The organism is Endozoicomonas arenosclerae (assembly GCF_001562015.1).
Taxonomy (GTDB): Bacteria; Pseudomonadota; Gammaproteobacteria; order Pseudomonadales; family Endozoicomonadaceae; genus Endozoicomonas_A; species Endozoicomonas_A arenosclerae.
On record NZ_LASA01000102.1, the window covers coordinates 16,306 to 33,553 of the forward strand.

A 17,248-nucleotide genomic window follows, 5' to 3' on the forward strand; every position below is an offset into this window, starting at 1 on the left:
CTATGACTCCAAAACAGCTCAGAGCCTCCAAACCGCCTGATTCCGACTCAAGCGATACAAAGAGGTTCTCAATACTGAAAATCCTGGGCAGCCATTACCGGGAGATAATGGTTTGACAGGTGTTAGACCCAAAAAAAACACAAAAGTTTCTTCCACTTCCAACACTTTCCCATCAGTCAGCTATTTTTATTCGTTCCGATGAAGTCATCCCAAGGGACTCTGCCAGGTCACTACCCACAAAGGCAGGCTCATGACTCCAGAGCGATAAAAACAGAGGATTGATAAACATGACACACCTTGTCAGAAACAGCAGTCAGTTCAAACTTCTCATGGCAGCGGTACTGGCTCTCGTCCTTGTGATCCCAAAACCCGCTGAAGCCAACAATGGCAGGCTCTATGTATCCCTTGGGGTTGCCTTAGTCTTACTCATCACAGGAGGTGCCGTCTGGCACAACTCTGGCTCGTCTCCGGATGACCCCGAGTTTGCCGATGACGGCGACTCTCAAGAACACACTCTTCAGCTCCCCCTGATTACTTATAAGAAAGAAGCGGAGTTAAAAGCTCACCAGCATCCAAGTGACATCAGGCTCGCTCCTTTTGTGGATGCAAAAAACAAAATCGTTGAGTACAAAGGAACCCGGACTCAACTGAGAGCGAAAACCGAAACAGCCATTTGCGAGCCCATCACACGGGTTAAAGGTATCGATGGAACCCTGTTAAAAGACATCCATGATCAATGTCATCAATGGTTTCTAAAAAACAGAATGATCTTTCCCCATGAGTTCAGTGGCATCGACTTGCATAAGGCTGTCAATGTCGTTTTACCTGAGCTGATCTACAGCGCTAACAAACTGACTCTGATGCCATTCCAGGCAACCCTGAAGTCCAGCATTGAAAGCAAGGAAACGCCTGATATGAGCTACTACCAGATAAGCCTTAAAGGCTTCGAGGCCAGTGAGTTTTTCAAGACCTGTTATCACTATCCAAAAGCCCCCGGCATGATCCCTCCCATGGTCGATGCCAAAGGCCGTCTGGTATACCAGCTTCCCAAACAGGGAGTCACTCATCTCCATCACGATGGGCATAAAGAATTTTTCATAGCTACGGATATTTCCAGCAATCAGACTAAAGCCTACTTCTGGAAATTGGGTGCCCCATGGCCAGCTCCTCCAAAGCCGGTTTATCTATCTGCTGCAGAGGGTGAACCTCAACCTGTTCATGTGCCGACTCATGAGTAATACATTCATGGATAAACACAGATAGGAACCCTCAACTCCCAGGTTCTTTAACATCCACTACATTTCCAGTCGTGGGATGCTTTATACTCCCCTGTTTGCTCTTCAACAGCATCGGGTGATACGGGTGGATAAAATAACGGTACAGGGTGCACGCACCCATAACCTGAAGAACATTGATCTGGATATGCCCCGGGACAGTCTGATTGTCATCACGGGTCTGTCCGGATCAGGGAAGTCGTCTCTGGCCTTCGATACCCTTTACGCTGAAGGCCAGCGTCGCTATGTTGAATCACTCTCTGCCTACGCCCGACAGTTTCTTTCGATGATGGAGAAGCCGGACGTTGATCATATTGAAGGTCTGTCACCGGCCATATCTATAGAGCAGAAGTCCACCAGCCATAACCCTCGTTCAACCGTCGGCACCATCACTGAGATATACGACTACCTGCGACTGCTTTTTGCCAGAACCGGTACACCTCGCTGCCCCAAGCATCACTTACCCCTGGAAGCGCAGACTGTCAGCCAGATGGTGGATCAAGTCCTGGCCCTGCCCGAAGGCACCAAACTGATGCTGTTAGCCCCTGTCGTCAGAGACAGAAAAGGTGAGCACCTGCATGTATTCAGTGAACTGAGAGCACAGGGTTTTATTCGTGCCCGCATTGATGGCATTGTCACTGATCTGGACAACCCACCTGAGCTGGACAAAAAGAAGAAACACACTATTGAAGTGGTCGTGGATCGTTTCAAGGTGAGAGAAGACCTGCAACTTCGCCTGGCAGAATCCTTTGAAACCGCCCTGGAGCTAACCGACGGCCTGGCCGCCATCAGCTTTATGGACGGCGACCAGGAAGACATTGTTTATTCTGCCCGGTTTGCCTGCCCTTCCTGTGGTTACAGTATTAATGAGCTGGAACCCAGAATGTTTTCCTTCAACAACCCAGCGGGTGCCTGTCCTACCTGTGACGGTTTGGGGGTAAAACAGTTCTTTGATGAAGACCGTATTGTTCAACACCCTGAACTGACGCTTGCAGAAGGTGCTATCCGGGGCTGGGACCGAAGAAGTGTTTATTACTTTCATCTGTTGAAATCATTAGCCGCTCACTTTGGCTTTGATATTGATACCGCTTTTGATGATCTTTCGGCAGAGCAGCAGAATATTATCCTGCACGGCTCTGGCGAAGAGCAGATCGATTTCAGCTACGTTAATGACCGGGGTGATGTCTACAAAAAACGTCATCGTTTTGAAGGCATTATTCCCAATTTCGAACGCCGTTTCCGTGAGACTGAATCCCAGTCCGTGCGGGAAGAGCTGTCCAAATACCTGAGTACCCAGCACTGTCCAAGCTGCAAAGGTACTCGTCTGCGTCAGGAATCCAGACATGTCTTTATCCAGGAGGAAGCATTACCTGATCTGGTCAAACTGCCGGTAGAACGAGCCCTTTCCTATTTTGAGGAACTCAGCCTGCCCGGTCAGAAAGGGGAAATTGCCGAAAAAATCCTGAAAGAGATCTGCGATCGTCTGAGTTTTCTGGTGAATGTAGGACTCAACTACCTGACCCTTGATCGCAGCGCTGATACGCTTTCAGGCGGTGAAGCACAGAGAATTCGTCTGGCCAGTCAGATTGGTGCGGGTCTTGTAGGTGTCATGTACATTCTGGATGAACCCAGCATTGGCCTGCATCAACGGGATAACGAACGACTGCTGAACACACTGACCCGCCTTCGTGATCTGGGTAATACAGTCATTGTCGTAGAACATGACGAAGATGCTATTCGTATGGCTGATCATGTGATCGATATCGGCCCAGGGGCTGGCGTTCATGGTGGCGAAATTATTGCCCAGGGAACACCCGCTCAAGTCATGGATAACGAAAAATCCGTAACCGGGCAATATCTCACGGGCGCCAAAAAAATTGCAGTGCCCGAGCAGCGTACACCTGTGGATAAAAAGAAGCTGCTGAAACTCAGTGGCTGCACCGGAAACAACCTGAAGAATGTCAGCCTTGAGATTCCAGTGGGCTTGATGACCTGTGTGACCGGTGTTTCCGGCTCGGGTAAGTCAACACTCATCAATAGCACGCTCTACCCTATTGCAGCCCATGCCCTGAACGGCGCCACCACATTAACGGCATCCAAACATAAAAAGATCAGCGGCCTGGATCATTTCGACAAATGCATCGACATTGATCAGAGCCCTATCGGGCGTACGCCAAGATCCAACCCTGCGACCTATACCGGTATATTCACAGCTATTCGTGAACTGTTTGCCGGGACCCAGGAAGCTCGCTCCCGTGGTTATAAACCAGGTCGTTTCAGCTTTAACGTCAAAGGCGGTCGTTGCGAAGCGTGCCAGGGTGATGGGGTTATAAAAGTTGAAATGCACTTCCTGCCGGATATTTACGTGCCGTGTGACGTCTGTAAGGGTAAGCGATATAACCGAGAAACCCTGGACGTAAAATACAAAGGCAAGAATATTCACGAAGTGCTGGAGATGACCGTTGAGGAAGCCCTTGAGTACTTTGAGCCGATTCCTGCCGTCAAACGCAAGCTGCAAACCTTGATGGATGTGGGTCTCTCCTACATTCATCTGGGACAGAATGCGACAACCCTTTCTGGTGGTGAGGCTCAACGAGTCAAGCTGGCCAAGGAACTCTCCAAACGGGATACCGGTAAGACCCTTTATATTCTGGACGAGCCGACAACGGGTCTGCACTTCCATGATATCCAGCAATTACTGGTGGTTCTGCACCGACTGAGAGATCACGGTAATACGGTGGTTGTCATTGAGCACAATCTGGACGTCATCAAAACGGCGGACTGGATTGTAGATCTGGGACCGGAAGGCGGCGACGGTGGAGGCCAGATCATTTCCGAAGGTACACCGGAAACTGTGGCTGAGAGCAAAGTGTCCCATACCGGACACTTCCTGAAACCCATGCTGGCCAGCTAAGGAATAGCCCTGAGCCCGTCGAAGCCCCATACCACGATCCTTCGACCAGCTCAGGGTGAAAAGCCTAAACCCTCCCTCTTATATCGCCTGATTCATTTGAATGACAGGATCAGGCGATATGTACTCAAACTTGCTATTGAATTAACTTACCCTATCCGTTTAGCTACAACCTTGTAGCTTAATCATTTAGTGACTAGCCTCTTACCCAGTGGCTTGGCCAATCTGGCGCGTCCATTATCCAAACAGCTTTCCTTTTTCGGGCCGAACAGTCTTATGAATCTTGGTTTAGCAGAACTGTTGCTGACCAGCACTCTACTTGCAACTCCCATTTGTGCCTACGTTAACCAATTGAGTGAATACATAGACAATCTTCTTGTTCAGGGAGAGAAAGTGGTCATTCTATTGATCAATATGAAGCCGGAAAGTATCAGTGGGGTCGATGAGGACCCCAGAATAGACTGGGAACCCAAAGCGGCGGTCAGAGCTCAAAAAAAACTGCTTAACGAATTTCTCACCGACAGTAGTGTCTATTTTGTTGATATGGATCTCAGTTCCAACCCGACTACCCCGGTTTGGGATCTGGAAAGCCTGCTCCGGATCAAATCACGGGAGTTTTATTATGAACAGATTGGACACACCATCGAGTACGAAGACTACGTTGTTTTACAAACTTACGACGAATACGTGAAATGGCTAGGCTCTGACTTTGAAAAGTTTCTAACCTCTAATGATATCAACACAGTGGTACCCATAGGTTGTAACAGGGATAATGCAGTAGTGGATATCGCCACCGCCAGCGCACAGAAACGCCGAGTCATTGTCGACAGTTCTCTGAATATTCTCAGTACTGATAAAAACCCAGCCCCATCCTACACAGAACGCCTTGATGAGTCGGAAGCCGCATGGCATGACCTGGCCGAAAAGTATCCGGATAAAATCGTCAATATCAAAAGCGTCCCCTCCGGCGAGGTCTGTGTTCTTCCGAAATAGTCTTCAGACCGGACTGCTGTCAAACCTCCGGATTTCGAATGGCAGAGAACTCAACAGGAAGATCTTCCAGCAGGTCGTAAACAGGCTGGCTGTCCTCAGTGTAATAGTTAACCGTAGACGTCAACGCCGAGTGGCTGGTTGAAACCGATTGTAGATAATGAGTCACCCGGACTCTCAGGCTCACTTCCTGATTGAAATCCCCCGTAGGCGTTCGATAAACCGCCTGACTGGCTAAGGGCAGATTACTGATAGCAGTACCATCGTTATTGGTCACTGCACTCAAGGTATCGTACTCCAGAAAATCCGTTGAAGACGGTTTGATCACCAAACTCTTCGGACCCGTATAAAGCCCTTTGGGTGTGCTGCTCAGGTTATAGTCATGATTGACTTCATCGTCTGCCGAATTGTTGGCCACCGTAAAATCGGCCACTGTCTGGGAAGTACTGGTTGTTGAGCTGTTTGAAACACCAATAGACAGAGAAGGACCTGAGCCACTCACGCTCGCGCCCGCCGTCACACCCAGGGTTTCGCTCGTAGAAAAGGTAGTTTCACTTGAAGTTGTGCTGGGATAATCCTTTTCCAGTAACGGGTTATTCCCAAAACCATCCACACCAATGTAAACATGCACCTTCTCGGTATACCAACCTCTGTGAGTCTCGGTGTTGTAAACCATATCGCCGGTAAGACTGGCAGCCACGGTACTGTTTAGCAGGGAAATAGTCAGAAATTTACTATCAATGCCATCAAAGCATTCCAGTTTGACTGAGAGCTGCAGGGTAATCTCGGGCTCCTGCCCATCAAAGCGATCATCCGTTCCCTTCAGAGAGAACTTATAGAGTTGGGTGTTTGAGTCTCCGCTCATAATCAATGCCTTCCGTGGTCATGACTTTATTAGAATGATCTATTTCCCATAGAGACTCAATCCTATATAACACTGGCCTCTCCTGCTTCATCCGATCGCAAGGGAACAGCGGGGGCAAAGACACGCTGCCAGAAATTGATCATTCTCCGCATCTCACTCAACTGATGCCTGTGCCCCTGGTCTTCATACCAATCATTGAAAGATCCACTTCCTCCAGGCCCAACCACTTCTTCATTGACCAGAAGATAAGCCAGATAAGCCTGAGCCATCACCAGATCATAACGACCTGAACGCTCATTTTGACCCCGAAATGCCGCTCTGACCAGCATGTCCCAGAGGCCTGCAGCTCTACTGCCCCCTTCCCTCATCAACAACCCCAGATCAACAATAGGGAACAGAGCCCAAGCGTCTTCACCCCAGTCTACGGTCCTGATGGTTTCCAGAGAAACATCATCCCGATATTCAAACAGTCTTGTGACATGTTCGAGAAATTCTTCAGGTAGGGTGGCCGTACCTGAAGCCCAGCCCGCAAGACTTCCTCTGACGGTTTGATAGAGTTGATAAAAAAACGTCCGTTCCTGATTCATGAGCCGGTTAAGAAAATAGACATGCACCAGGTCATGAAGTGTACCCAACCAGCTGCCGGCATAACGACCATCAGGATGAGTGATGCTGGTGTGTATCAGTGGGTGGAAGATCGCAATGGGATGAACGTTTCTGTCTCTGAGATTCAAGAGCTGCGCAATATCAGGCTCGCCATAAAATGGAGCCGGATTCATCCACTCACTCTCCGGTAAACCAGAGGCGTGCCCCAACAAGTAAGAGTAAAGCGAATAGGAAGGCACATAAATGCTGACCAAACTTTCATGAGACTCTGTATCTATGAAGAGGTAACCAAAGTCTCTGGCATAAATCATCCATTCAAAGTTTTCGATCTGGGCCTGCATATCCGCTTGATAAGTATATTGACTGGCATGTTCGTCCTCATCCCAAACATTCAGATACTGCCTGAGCCATCTTGAAACATCCGAACTCAACACGACTTGCGTGAAATGTCGCTGACCCGAAGTAAGTTGAGACAACAGGTGTGAGAATCGCCCCAAACGCTGGCCGAGATAGGCTAGATAGCGCTGCGCTTCAACCGATGAACCAGACACTTCCCTATGGAGCAATTGGACATCAGAATCTGCATGGAAGTGATGATTAATCTGCAACCACATTTGAATTTCCATGAAGTCCGTTTCAGAAAACGTGCTGTCATTTATGTACAGATACAACAGGGTGTTGAAAGACTGAATACCCTGAAAGACATCTGCAGACCAATCTCCATCCTCGTAAGCCCGCCTCATCTGCTCTGCCAGCGGGCCAAAGTACGATGCATTATTGATCACCCAGCTCATGAGAAACTCTCGGGTCAGCTCCGTCACATAATCCAGAATGTGTAGCCTTGCGTTTCCAGCGGTTTGTTCACGCCAGTCAAGATAGACCGGAGGCAAAGGATCGTCTTGATTACTCTCTCCACTTTCAGAACCATTGGGGAACAATGACTGCTCTGAACTGCCAACCGATTGAGTATGATGATCACTATTGTTGCTGGTAGGCAAAACCGTACCATTACCCAATGCAGCACTGATCAGAAGAGCAATAAAATCAACCAGAAACCCGGCATCTGCCAAACCTATAGATACAGGACCCATACCGGGCGGTCTTTTACCGGGCTGAAAGGGAAACTCATCGCCCCCACCACCCGTAGTGACCAATGAAGCATTAGCGCCCTGTTGATAACCTGGAAAAGCCGTCAGTGGCACAGTAATGGAGTAGCTGTCATTTATAGCTGAATGCACGTCCGTACAAAAAACCAGCAAAAACAACAGTAAAAACTCTGCTGCAGGAATCCTTCTTGGAATAAACATAGTTTTGAGATTATTTTTCTGAATAGGGTTATATAGTCAAGGAATTAGCTAACCGCAAAGGCTCAGGGGTAACCGGTAGACTTTCACCCTTGTTCAAACTCTCATTAGTGACGTTTACACATTGAAGCCGGGGGCCCAATGAAGGATGATTCACCCCTTGAATTTTCACCTTGAAAAACAGTGACCACTGTCGTTTCACTACAAAGACAATTACTGTTTTCAGGTATAGCGGGTTAAGCACTTTAAGGAGTTCACCATGTGGGGCAAGAACAGCTCAGAAAACAGCCCGGTCAGTAGCAGCAGAAACGACGATACCATCACCCTGATTGCTGCAGGTACTGAAGTAGAAGGCGATATCCGTTTCAGAGGCATTGTCCATGTTGAGGGCCGGATCAAGGGTAATGTCAGCTCCAGTGACGGTAAACTGCAACTGATCTCCGGCAGCAGTGTTGACGGGAATATCCAGGCGGCCCACGTAGTAATTAACGGTCGTGTAACAGGCGACGTTTACGCCACTGAAAAGCTTGAACTGTCCGCTAAAGCGCATGTTGAAGGCAACGTATACTACGACGTCATGGAAATGGTGGCCGGTGCGGCGATCAACGGCAAGATGGAGCGTATGCACAAGAGTGGCGAATTGCTTCCCAACCACACGGAAGAAGAGGAAATCAAGCAGCTAGAGTCTGCCTGATTCCCCAAGAGGAAAGGGTCTTCTCTTTCCTCTCTTTTCTGCCCACCAGCACTTGCTGCAACTATCTACCTGCCCGACGCAGTGAGGAAGGCGTAAAGTCCCGACTCCTGGCGGTACGTGAGAAGTCGATTGCCTTGGGTTCTTCGTTCATCAACCAGTCAACGAAATATCTGCGCGCAATCAGATCGTAGAGCGTGCCCAGTGAGTACCAGCTCATCATCGGCTTGCTGAAAAAGGCCATGTGCCCCTCCCCTACACGCCATAAGTTACCCCGCTCATCGTAATGGTCGACATGGGCAATCTGCCAGGTATCTTCATCCACATAGAAAACACGTTTGGCATAAATGTGTCGCTCACTTTCTTTCAAGGTAGCTTCTACAACCCAGACTCTATGAAGCTCATAGCGGGCATGTTCCTGGTTGATATGACCTTTTTTAATGATGTCAGAGTACTTAAGATCACGAGAGGCCACCTGATAGGCATTGTAAGGAATCAGCATTTCCTTCTTACCCATCAGCTTCATGTTGTAACGATCTGGTGCACCGTTAAACATATCGATGTTATCGGATGTACGCATACCTTCAGAGGCAAACGCCGGACCATCATAAGCAATGGTAGGGGCTCTTCTCACACGACGCTGGCCTGCATTATAAACCCAGGCACCTCTTGGCTCTTTGATATGATCCAGAGGCTCTCGAACCAATTGAACATTACCAGTCATTCGCGCGGGGGCTGTGACTTTACGGGTATAGAAGTAAAGCAGGTTATCCGCATCAAAACTGCCACGGTCCAACAGGTAGTCTGGCCAAACGAGCTTGTCCTCTACTTTAATCAGACTGTAACTGCCGTTGGTTTGCACTGGCGCAAGAATACTGCCCCACTGCATACTGCCACCCTTGAAGCGGTTAATATGATTCCAGTAAACCTCAAGCCCGTTGGCAGGAATGGGGAAAGGAACATTGCCCTTGAAGCCCACCACGCCATTACCCTTGTTGGCCAGTTCCGCACTGACCGCATCGACCTTGGCGTTCTCATAGAGTTCTTTTGAATAGGCTGCTGTCCTTCGGGTTTTATAGACAGGCATTTTGTAACTGTCAGGAAAAGCTTTGAATAACGCTTTATGACCCTCTGTCAGCAGCTCCTTATACTGATCCATGTTCTTGCTGGTAATGACATAGAGCGGCTTGTCCTGAGGGAAAGGATTCTTCAGGAATCCCTGCTCATCCATTGTGTTCACGACTTGACCGTCCCAGGCCGGAATACTGCCTGAACCGTTGGCAGACTTTTCTGCCCCCACTGGAGTCAAAGTAACTCCGAGCTTGGCAGCATCCGCCTGAGATACTTTGGCCATAGCAACGGGCGATGTTGACAGCAGACAGGCGCTCACAAGCAGCGAAAAGATCTTGTTTGTTTTCAATACGTTCATAATATCAGTCCCTTAAAAGCTGACCCCGAAGCTGATAGCCGCGTAATCCCTGTCTTTGGAGGTGTTGTATTTCCCTCCCCAGAAAGTGTTGTAGGAAATACTGGCGGTGTAGGTGTTCAGATAGTCTGCTGCCAGACTCATACTGAGTGCCTGACGGTCTTCCAAAAAGACACCTGTCGCAGAGTAACCATCAACATCATGTGCAAAGGCCACTTTTGGTGTCAGGTTTACTCCGGCAAACACATTGCTGTAATTCAGAGCAGCTAACAGACGATAGCCCCAGGCTCCGGAAGTTACGTAGCCATTCTTTGTACAATCATTGCCTGATGCAGGGCTGAAGGGAGGTACTGCGGCATTACAGCCTTTACCGATACCAAAAGCGGGGGCTCTGCCGTATCGAACTTTGTCAGTACTGGGGAGATCACCTGTATGGGAGTAACCCACTTCGCCGAGCAGGGTAAGACGGCTGGCACCAAGAACCTGATCAAAAAAGCGGGTAACGGTTACCTGGGCCTGAGAGACAGGCAAACGATCAAAGCCAGAGAAAGACTTTCCTGGAGCAAGTCTTCCCGGAATAAAGCCAGTACTTCCACCGGTCACTGCATCGAACAACAAGTCGGTACTGTTTAGTCCCACAGGTTGATCAGGACGGTGGCTGATTTCACCGGCTACTGAGTAATCCCCCACAGAGGTACTGAAGCTGAAGCCATAGACTTCTATATCTTCCGGAAACTCCATGGCGTAGACGGCAGGGCTGACACCAGGATTGAGGGCTACGCCTCCAAAGAACGGAATACGACTGTGATAGTTTATGTAATAAAGACCAAATTCTGTATCGTTCAGCTCAGGTGAGAAATAGCGAAAAGCCAAACCATACTGGCCTGAATCTCCGGGCTCCCTGTCCTTGACTCGGGACATAAAGCCCTGATCATTGGGTACGGCTAAAGCCTGTTCGTCGGAGCGTGCATAACCACTCAATGTCAACTTGTCACAACCACTGGCCACCACATCACTGCTGGAAAAGAAGGAGCCACAACCGTCGACCACCGTTTTTTCCCACTTCAGTTGGTAGAAGGCTTCCATGGTGAAGTTTTCAGAGAGGCTGAAGTTACCATATATCATGTTGACGGGCCTTAGCCCTTCCTTGATCTCAGCACCTGGACGGCGAAAGGCATTCAGATCCACGGGGTTAATGGTATTGATACCGTCTCTGATAAAAGTACTTTCACCCCAGCTGACAACCTGCCTTCCAAGGCGCAGATCCATCAAAACTTCACCGAGCTCAAACTCACCGTAAACATAGGCATCAAGGATTTCGGCACCGGAAAACTTGGCCGGATCATCAAAGGAGCTGTCGTCCAGCTTCTTGTCTCGCTGGGTGTTGCCATACCCCGTGGGAGCATGACCATGGTTTACATTTCCATCTTTTAGACGACGGTCATACCAATATTTTCCACGGATGAAAGCACCATAATTGCGATAGTTGAGGCTCAGCTCATGAACACCTTTAAAAATTTCGGAAAAGCTATCGCCCTTATCAAAGTTAAGACGTCCATCGTCCATCGTACTGCTGAATGCTTTACCGCCATTTCCTATGGCAATCAGATCATCACTGGCCTTCTCAGTACTCCAGCTGGCACCAATGGAGAGCTGGGAAGTCAGTTGACCGTCAATTTCCCCATGACTGAACTGAACGGCACTGGCCGTTGCTGAAAGGCAACAGCCCAGCACGACTCCGTATGAAAAGAGAGGGGGTCTTGTTCTTTTTTGCATGGTTCCGGCTCTTTATTGTTATTTTAACGAACGCTCACTCGATAGAAAGTATAAGAAAAAGAGGCCCTTAGTCAACACTCCCCGTACAAGAGTAAGTTCCCATGGCTTTTTTGACTGCCCTTATAGAACTACAAGAAACCCCTACCAGAGCCCTATGATCCCACGGTGATAGCGGATGCTCCGTGATCAGACTTTATGAAAAAATTCGGCCTGAGTTTCATTGTGCCTTTTCAGTATTCCCTGTGACTCAGAGGCTGAAACACTTTCACGAAAAAAAAGCCAGGACCCCATTTGCAGTTGATTCACTGACTGGAAGTGGCGGTATCGGTCTACCCATGAGGATGTTCCTTGATTGACTCTACGCCCACAGAAACCCTGATAGCTTCTTCCGACAGCTCCGATCGCCCCTATAAAGTATTTACTGAAAGAAACATCGACAGTATTGAGCAGTTTCGGAAGCTGCCTGAAGCCATGCAGTTTGATATCAAGGTCGTGGCCAGCGTCATGCCTTTTCGTGTCAACGAATATGTCATTAATGAATTGATCGACTGGAATAACATCCCTGCTGATCCCATATTCAGACTGATGTTCCCTCAGAAGGAAATGCTGAAGGCTGCAGACTTCAATCTGATGGCACAACTACACGAAGCTGGGGAAAGTCGCGAAACCATCAAGAAGCTGGCTCATGAGATTCAACTGGGCATGAACCCTCACCCTGCGGGTCAACAGGTGATGAATGCACCTATGCTGGAAGGCGAGCCTGTCCAAGGCATGCAGCATAAATATAGGGAAACTGCCTTGTATTTTCCAAGTCAGGGCCAGACTTGTCACAGTTACTGCACTTTCTGTTTCCGCTGGGCCCAGTTTATTGGCGACAATGAACTGAAAATGGCTTCCACAGATGCGGCCACCATGCACGCCTATCTGAAAGCTCACACTGAAATCACCGACCTGCTGTTTACCGGTGGCGATCCACTGGTCATGAAGACCAAGATTCTCAAGGCTTACCTTGAGCCTCTGCTGGAACCTGAGTTTGACCACATTCGTCACATTCGTATTGGCTCAAAAACACTGACCTTCTGGCCATACCGTTTTGTCAGTGACGATGACGCTGAAGAGTTACTCGAACTGTTCAAGAAAATTGCAGACTCTGGCAAGCACCTGGCTTTCATGGCCCACTTTGACCACTATGCAGAACTGAAGACCGATATCTGTAAAGAAGCCATCAAGCGAATTCGTGCTACCGGAGCCAACCTTCGCGCCCAGGCACCACTGACACGACACATCAATGATGACGCTTCTGTCTGGGTTGAAAACTGGAAGACCCAACTGTCTCTGGGCATCATCCCTTATTACTTCTTTGTTGCCCGTGACACGGGAGCCAAGCACTATTTCGAAATCCCACTGGCTCGTGCCTACAACATTTACCAGGAAGCCATTATCCAGATGTCTGGCCTTGGTCGTACCGTGCGTGGACCTTCCATGAGTGCAGGCCCAGGTAAAGTGGAAATCACAGGTATTACAGAAGTGAATGGCGAGAAAGTATTTGTTCTTCGCTTCCTCCAAGGGCGTAACCCTGAGTGGTGTTATAAGCCTTTCTTCGCCAAGTATGATGAAGAAGCGACCTGGCTGGATGACCTTAAACCTGCCTTTGGTGAAGAAAAGTTCTTCTACGAAGATGAATACAAGGCTATGTGCCAGGCTCGCGGACTTTAAGTTTTAATCGTTACTAACAAAGAAAGTCATTTCACTCTTCAAGGTGAAATGACTTTTATCCATGAAAGTACAAACCCGTTAACTTGAACACCGATAAGTATATTCCGAATTAATTTGATCCAGATCAAAACTTGATAGGTGGATGTACGTATACTGAAATTGTGAGCGCGATTGGCAGCAACGAGTTAATAAGAATAATTCAGCGAGTTACGAGCCACGCCAGACAATTCAAACAGCTTCAAGTATGGAACCAAGAATAATAAGCGGGATCAGTCACAAAGCCAGCCAGTAGAAACCGGGTTTGAGGGAACCCGGTTTTTTTATTTACAAACTTATATTTCGACACTACTTGAGCGTATTGTCGTGACCATTTATAAGTTTCAGCGGCTGATTATGCCGAGTATTAAGTACATAGTCGTCTAGATTCTTTATATTTCTCTTGCACTTTTCCTCAGTTCCCCGGCGAGCTTCTTCACCCAGAGACTGACATACCGTATTCACTATCTCAGATTTAGAGAACAAAGCTTTCAGCTCGTCAAAAATCTGGTATGGATAGACCAGTGTTTTACCTACATGTACCTTACACATCAGTACAATTTCAACATAGCCAGGCTCTGCCCCTATATAACAGGACAGTGGACCGAGAGAATGATATTTCAACGACCAGCTGGTTATCTCATTCATTGGCGGCTTGCCATTCCAGTTAAACTGAACAACCTCCATATCCGAACCTGCTTCACTTTCATAATCCTCACAAACAGAAGCATCTTCAGGCTTGTCATTGGGCATTAATGTCAAGTCATAGACTTTTGCATCTCGACTGAAAAAATATTCAAGGGAGCCATCTGTAAAGGGCGTTTCAGCAGTAACCTCATCTTTCTGAACCCTTTCACCTATCGTCACCCTCCCGTGAAATACATCCCCCTGTAACGGCAAAAAACCAAATACATAGGTATGAAGGCCTGAAGAGCCAAAACGTTTCTGACACTGATTCAGAGAGCTTCCCTGAGAATTCTCGGGAACGGGACTGGCAAAGGAAGCACAAGAAGCCAGAAATGAAGCTGTGGCGATGAATTGAATGAGTTTCATCAGTTTACTACTACCTGGTGGCTGAAACTTTCATCAGACTAGACAGCTTTTTCAAGATAGACAGTTTTGAATTCAATAATTTGCAATGGATGCACAAACGTAGTTCTCACTTGAGGTCGGTCTGCTTGTTACATGCCTCAGAGCAGGAAAAATTGTCTGACAAGGATAAATAACAACAAACAGGCATATTCACAAATAAACGAAAACGGATGAACATAGGCGAATCCCATGCCAACTATTATGCGAATAACACCTACACACGAACAAAAATATTGATCTGCGTCAATCTCTCGATAAGCGTTGTTACGTATAGTAGAAACCACAGGAGCGAGGGCGAATGTAGAATAAAAACAATGTCATAATAAAAAATGATACAAGGAACCAAGTATAAAAAGCATAACACTTGATGTAGCCAGCCAATAAAAAAACCAGGTTTGAGGGGACCTGGTTTTTTTATGCCTGTTTCTTATGTATCTATTAAACAATTAATTAACTTGATAATCGAAACCTCTGCCTGCCTCTAACGAATTTCATCCCAACCAGTGCCCAATTCAAAAATAAGTATTCATACTTAGCATTTATTGATCCAGATCAAAATTAAGATAAGTGCTTTTACTTATAGTGAAACCACAAACAAAGCGGTCAGCAATAAAACGCTGTCCAAGCAGTCAATCAGTTTGTTCTATCAATGCATGAGTGGAGTAGCCTATACGTTCAAAAGTCAGAGCCTTAGCCAGCAGAAAAAACCGGGTTTGAGGGGACCCGGTTTTTTTTCGTCTATTGAAAAGCATCAAAAACCAATAGGTATTACCACCTACCTTTTATTGATTTAGATCAAGAAACCAATAGGCACTATCACCTATATTAGAACCCAAGAGCTCAACAAGCACTGTCGTTCACAAGAAAAACAATAAAATCAGCAAACTGAAAAATAAGGAGAAGTCTTATAAGAAGCAAAGCCATAGCCAGAAAGAAAACCGGGTTTGAGGGGGCCCGGTTTTTTTTATTTTATTAACTGTGAAACCAGAAATCCTGCCACCACAATCATGCCAACAATCACCACAAACAAATCATTTCTTGGCTTACGGTAATGTCTAAGCTTCTTGGACTTATAGAGACCCATAACTGGAATAAAGAATAAAATAATCGCCATCATGGGCGCTACTATCGCATCCAGTATCATCAAGACACTCCAGTTACCCACACCAGCAATCCAGCAACCCATTGCTACGACTAACAGACTTAACCGACGAGGCCGACCTGAAGGAATCGTTAAATGACCCGGTCTGAACTTTTCCAGGCCAACACCAATGAAACCATTCAATACTTCAATGGTTCCAAGAAAGAAGCCAAAGAAAGATGTCAGAATGGCAATAAATGCAATCACAGGCGCCAGAGTAGAGAAAAATCGATTACCAGGCTGATTAGCCAATACTGAGAGTGTGGGTAAATTTTGAAGCCTTGCCTGTTCAATCTGCTCAGGAGTCAAAGCCAGTACACAAGACAGCACAAAAAAAAGGGTAATAAGAAGCAATATAATTGAGCTTTTGAAATGAATCTGATCAGTTTTGGCAATACAACGATGCAAATCCGGGATTTCACGGCGATAAGATTGCGCAAAGGATGAACAGACAGGCGCATGATAAAAAGAAAATACCAGTACAGGTAAAGTCAGCAAAAAGGTTTTTACCGTATCGACAAGAGTCACTTCCTGCGTAAGAAACTCCATTCTCCATTGCGGGATCAAATACAGCCCCATGCACAGAAGAACCACCGTTAAAGGGAAGACCAGACTACTGATCAGCTTCAACAGTCTTTGCTCAGAGCCACAGAACAGCATGATCATGCCTGTTACCAGCAAAAAAACCAGCAACGGGCGACTTACACCTTCGACCATTCCCAATTGATGGACAATGAAACTTTCGGTGACATTGGTAATACCAATGCTATAGAGCAGGAGTACCGGGAACATTGAGAGAAAACAGATCAGCATTAGCCATTGGCCGGCTTTTTCGCCAAAGTTCTCTCTGACCGTGCAACTGATATCACTGTCTGGCGTTTTTGAAGACAGGCAAAAGCGTGTCAGCCCTCTATGGGTAAGAAAAACCATTGGCCCGCTTACCAGAGCCATCATCAGAAGAGGCCACACGCCACCGCTGCCCGCAGCTATGGGCAAATAAAGCAGGCCTGCTCCTATACCGGTACCTATATGGCTAAACATCCAGCCAGTATCTCTGGCCGTCCATTCTGAAGTAGAGTTTTTATCAACAGATCGTTTGGCTTCGATACCCTGATTAGACATAGATCCTCAGACAGCTGAACATGATTGCCTATGCAGTATAGACAGCAAAAAGACGTCAGGGTTTTGGTCAAAGAGGCCAGCTCGACAGAGCTACCAGATTTAACAGACTCAAATTTGTTAGCACGTATGGAATGAGGTGGATGTGAGGCAGGTTAAATCGACTTCAATAATGATGGTTTTATGAGACATCCCCCTGTAACTGCTCCACAGCTCGTGGATCCTGCTTCGCTCACACTTCTACATTGTATAGTCGTACGCTTGAGGGATACATTACGTCCATCTAAATAAAAAAAACCGG

Annotated in this window: 11 protein-coding genes; 5 read left to right on the plus strand and 6 right to left on the minus strand. The window is 47.3% G+C overall.

Features of this window, described 5'->3' with window-relative positions:
- Window positions 1–287: 287 nt before the first annotated feature.
- The 3 genes from WG89_RS16255 (at window position 288) to WG89_RS16265 (ending at window position 5,178) form a co-directional block, all read left to right on the plus strand.
- Window positions 288–1,238 (plus strand): hypothetical protein, encoded by a 951-nt coding sequence (locus tag WG89_RS16255; RefSeq protein WP_062268027.1) that lies wholly within the window; start codon window positions 288–290, stop codon window positions 1,236–1,238.
- Window positions 1,239–1,362: 124 nt separating this feature from the next.
- On the plus strand, window positions 1,363–4,188 hold the full coding sequence (gene uvrA / locus WG89_RS16260; RefSeq protein WP_062268096.1) for an excinuclease ABC subunit UvrA: 2,826 nt from the start codon (window positions 1,363–1,365) through the stop codon (window positions 4,186–4,188).
- A 273-nt stretch (window positions 4,189–4,461) separates the two neighbouring features.
- Window positions 4,462–5,178 carry a hypothetical protein gene (locus WG89_RS16265; protein ID WP_062268029.1) on the plus strand — a complete coding sequence of 239 codons (717 nt, stop codon included), beginning with the start codon at window positions 4,462–4,464 and terminating at the stop codon, window positions 5,176–5,178.
- 19 nt (window positions 5,179–5,197) lie between these two features.
- Here WG89_RS16265 and WG89_RS16270 read toward each other — a convergent pair whose 3' ends face one another.
- Together WG89_RS16270 and WG89_RS16275 are read right to left on the minus strand one after the other, a co-directional pair.
- Window positions 5,198–6,040: a hypothetical protein gene (locus tag WG89_RS16270; RefSeq protein WP_062268031.1), complete on the minus strand. Its 843-nt coding sequence runs from the start codon at window positions 6,038–6,040 to the stop codon at window positions 5,198–5,200.
- A gap of 62 nt (window positions 6,041–6,102) precedes the next feature.
- Window positions 6,103–7,884: a hypothetical protein gene (locus WG89_RS16275; RefSeq protein ID WP_153301640.1), complete on the minus strand. Its 1,782-nt coding sequence runs from the start codon at window positions 7,882–7,884 to the stop codon at window positions 6,103–6,105.
- A 325-nt stretch (window positions 7,885–8,209) separates the two neighbouring features.
- On the opposite strand from WG89_RS16275, the gene WG89_RS16280 reads away from it, so the two are divergent.
- A complete protein-coding gene (locus WG89_RS16280; protein ID WP_062268035.1) occupies window positions 8,210–8,644 on the plus strand; it encodes a bactofilin family protein in 435 nt (144 codons plus the stop codon).
- A gap of 61 nt (window positions 8,645–8,705) precedes the next feature.
- Here the strand turns inward: WG89_RS16280 and WG89_RS16285 are convergent, their stop codons facing one another.
- Window positions 8,706–10,070, minus strand: a complete 1,365-nt coding sequence (locus WG89_RS16285; RefSeq protein WP_062268037.1) for a DUF1329 domain-containing protein — start codon at window positions 10,068–10,070, stop codon at window positions 8,706–8,708.
- 12 nt (window positions 10,071–10,082) lie between these two features.
- The gene (locus WG89_RS16290) at window positions 10,083–11,843 is read right to left on the minus strand and encodes a DUF1302 domain-containing protein (RefSeq protein ID WP_062268038.1); all 1,761 of its coding nucleotides are present in this window, start codon (window positions 11,841–11,843) and stop codon (window positions 10,083–10,085) included.
- A gap of 348 nt (window positions 11,844–12,191) precedes the next feature.
- Between WG89_RS16290 and WG89_RS16295 the strand changes: the two genes are divergently transcribed.
- Entirely contained in the window at window positions 12,192–13,559 is a 1,368-nt protein-coding gene (locus WG89_RS16295; protein WP_153301641.1) for a KamA family radical SAM protein, read from the plus strand.
- A gap of 345 nt (window positions 13,560–13,904) precedes the next feature.
- Here the strand turns inward: WG89_RS16295 and WG89_RS16300 are convergent, their stop codons facing one another.
- Together WG89_RS16300 and WG89_RS16305 are read right to left on the minus strand one after the other, a co-directional pair.
- Complete coding sequence (locus WG89_RS16300) at window positions 13,905–14,648, minus strand: hypothetical protein (RefSeq protein ID WP_062268040.1); 744 nt, start codon at window positions 14,646–14,648, stop codon at window positions 13,905–13,907.
- A gap of 1,003 nt (window positions 14,649–15,651) precedes the next feature.
- The gene (locus WG89_RS16305; RefSeq protein WP_062268042.1) at window positions 15,652–16,950 is read right to left on the minus strand and encodes an amino acid permease; all 1,299 of its coding nucleotides are present in this window, start codon (window positions 16,948–16,950) and stop codon (window positions 15,652–15,654) included.
- Window positions 16,951–17,248: the final 298 nt, after the last annotated feature.

Coding starts and splice junctions, on each gene's coding strand:
- WG89_RS16270 (WP_062268031.1), bottom strand. CDS start 6,040: ATGAGCGGAGACTCAAACACCCAACTCTATAAGTTCTCTCTGAAGGGA.
- WG89_RS16290 (WP_062268038.1), bottom strand. CDS start 11,843: ATGCAAAAAAGAACAAGACCCCCTCTCTTTTCATACGGAGTCGTGCTG.
- WG89_RS16285 (WP_062268037.1), bottom strand. CDS start 10,070: ATGAACGTATTGAAAACAAACAAGATCTTTTCGCTGCTTGTGAGCGCC.
- WG89_RS16255 (WP_062268027.1), top strand. CDS start 288: ATGACACACCTTGTCAGAAACAGCAGTCAGTTCAAACTTCTCATGGCA.
- WG89_RS16305 (WP_062268042.1), bottom strand. CDS start 16,950: ATGTCTAATCAGGGTATCGAAGCCAAACGATCTGTTGATAAAAACTCT.
- WG89_RS16300 (WP_062268040.1), bottom strand. CDS start 14,648: ATGAAACTCATTCAATTCATCGCCACAGCTTCATTTCTGGCTTCTTGT.
- WG89_RS16280 (WP_062268035.1), top strand. CDS start 8,210: ATGTGGGGCAAGAACAGCTCAGAAAACAGCCCGGTCAGTAGCAGCAGA.
- WG89_RS16265 (WP_062268029.1), top strand. CDS start 4,462: ATGAATCTTGGTTTAGCAGAACTGTTGCTGACCAGCACTCTACTTGCA.